Below are 2,415 nucleotides of genomic sequence, written 5' to 3' on the forward strand. Positions count from 1 at the left end.
CGGCGCCTTTGTGCCAACCAAGGTTGGCAGCTACCAGGGCCAGAACGGAAAAGGGCGCCCTGGGCGCCCTTTTCATTGCCTGCGGGTTCGCACCTGCCGTGGTAGGGGCCGACCTTGGTCGGCGCCTTTGCGCCAACCAAGGTTGGCAGCTACCAAGGCCAGAACGGAAAAGGGCGCCTTGGGCGCCCTTTTCATTGCCTGCTGGTTCGCACCTGCCGTGGTAGAGGCCGACCTTGGCCGGCGCTTTTGTGCCAACCAAGGTTGGCAGCTACCAGAGCCATGGTGCCTGCGCCTCAGCGCTCCAGCAGCTTCAGCTTGTCCGGCTTGCCATCCCACTCACCGGCGTCGGCCGGCGGGTCCTTGCGCACGGTCAGCACCGGCCATTCCTTCGCCAGTTCTGCATTGAGGGCGACGAAACCTTCCTGGCCGGCGGGAACATCGTCTTCCGGGAAGATCGCGTTGACCGGGCACTCGGGTTCGCAGAGGGTGCAGTCAATGCACTCGTCCGGGTCGATCACCAGGAAGTTCGGGCCTTCGTGGAAGCAATCCACGGGACACACTTCCACGCAATCGGTGTGTTTGCACTTGATGCAGTTTTCGGTGACGACAAATGGCATGGGTAGGGGGCGAATCGCTTTCTGAACCTGCCAATTCTAGAACAGGTTGGCCCCCGGTGTCGGTTGCCGTGTGAAAGTGGGGCGGATGGGTGGCCCGAAGACCCATTTGGCGGCGTGCCCGCCCTGTGCGACGCTGCCAGGGCCGCCGGCCCGCTTCGGTCGGCCCCTTCCTTGCAGGATCCTTCATGTCGCCAGTCCAGCCCGGTGCCGCTTCCAACGGCGGTGAGAACACTGCCTTCATCGTCCTGATCAGTTGCGCCGCCACCCTCGGCGGGTTCCTGTTCGGCTTCGATAGTGGCGTCATCAATGGCACCGTCGATGGCCTGCGCCAGGCCTTCAACTCCAGCGAGGCCGCGCTCGGCTTCGAGGTCGCCTCGATGCTGCTGGGGTGCGCGATCGGGGCGTTCGTGGCCGGTTGGCTTGGCGATCGGCTGGGACGTCGCGGCGTGCTGATCGTGGCGGCCGTGATGTTCCTGGTGTCGGCGCTGGGCGCCGGCGCTGCACATGCCTCCTGGTTGTTCGTCTGCGCACGCGTGCTCGGCGGGTTCGCTGTCGGTGCGGCCAGCGTGATGTCGCCGGCCTACATCGCCGAAGTCGCCTCTGCGCGCTATCGCGGCCGGCTGGCGACCGTGCAGCAGATGGCGATCATCTGCGGCCTGTTCGCAGCGTTCCTCAGCAACTATCTGCTGGCTCGGGCGGCGGGTGCGTCGACCGAGCCGCTCTGGCTGGGGCAGGAAGCCTGGCGCTGGATGTTCTGGATGCAGGCACTGCCGTCGCTGCTGTTCCTGCTGTTGTTGCTGGTGATCCCGGAAAGCCCGCGCTTCCTGGTGATGAAGGGCCGGCAGGCGCAGGCGAGGGCGGTGCTTGGCCGGTTGTACGGCGAACGTGCCGCGGTGAACAAGCAGGCCGAGATCGAAGCAAGCCTGGCCCAGGACCAGCACAAGCCGCGATTCGGCGACCTGATCAACAAGGCCACCGGCAAGCTGCGCCCCATCGTCTGGGTCGGCATCGGCCTGGCGATGTTCCAGCAGCTGGTCGGCATCAATGTGGTGTTCTATTACGGCGCGGTGCTGTGGCAGGCGGTGGGTTTCTCGGAAAGCGATGCGCTGCTGATCAACGTCCTGTCCGGTGCGCTGAGCATCGGCGCCTGCCTGCTGACGGTGGTGCTGATCGATCGCATCGGCCGCAAGCCGCTGCTGTGGGTCGGTTCGGTCGGCATGTCGGTGGCCCTGGTGCTGATGGTGGTGGCCTTCGCCAGCGGCAGCCTGGCCGAGGGGCGCCTGCAGCTGTCCGACGGCATGGGCCGGTTGGCGCTGGTAGCGGCCAACGTCTATGTGGTGTTCTTCAACATGTCGTGGGGCCCGGTGATGTGGGTGATGCTGGGCGAGATGTTCCCGAACCAGATCCGCGGCCCGGCGTTGGCCGTGGCCGGTGCGGCGCAGTGGACCTCRAATTTCGCGATCACCGTGACCTTCCCGATGCTGCTGGCCGGCATCGGCCTGGCCGGTGCGTACGGCATCTACACCGTGGCCGCGATCCTCTCGATCATCTTCGTCGTCCGCTACGTGCGCGAGACCAAGGGCAAAGAGCTGGAGCAGATGGAAGGCTGATGGCTTGGCCTGAGTTTCAGCGCCTCCCTGTTCCGAGGGGAGGCGGCAGGCCAGCCGCTCCAGGACACGCCGTATACCCATCCATGGGGGCTCGATGGCGCCATCCATGGCGCCAACGGTCCTGGAGCGGCTGGCCTGCAGCCTCTCGACAGATCGCGGGTGGCGGACACACGCAAGCGCGTCCGGGC

At 66.0% G+C, this 2,415-nt stretch carries 2 protein-coding genes; one reads left to right on the top strand and one right to left on the bottom strand.

All coding sequences use genetic code 11. From position 1 onward, the window contains the following. Nucleotides 1-293 precede the first annotated feature (293 nt). On the bottom strand, nt 294-617 hold the full coding sequence (gene fdxA, locus AC1DJN_RS21550; RefSeq protein WP_005409054.1) for a ferredoxin FdxA: 324 nt from the start codon (nt 615-617) through the stop codon (nt 294-296). 185 nt (nt 618-802) lie between these two features. Between fdxA and AC1DJN_RS21555 the strand changes: the two genes are divergently transcribed. Then, nucleotides 803-2,227: a sugar porter family MFS transporter gene (locus AC1DJN_RS21555; RefSeq protein ID WP_088101378.1), complete on the top strand. Its 1,425-nt coding sequence runs from the start codon at nt 803-805 to the stop codon at nt 2,225-2,227. The last annotated feature ends 188 nt before the right edge of the window (nt 2,228-2,415 follow it).

The organism is Stenotrophomonas sp. 05L414_2 (assembly GCF_056397905.1).

Excerpts from the sequence above, each read along its gene's own strand:
- fdxA (WP_005409054.1), bottom strand. The coding sequence starts at position 617 with ATGCCATTTGTCGTCACCGAAAACTGCATCAAGTGCAAACACACCGAT.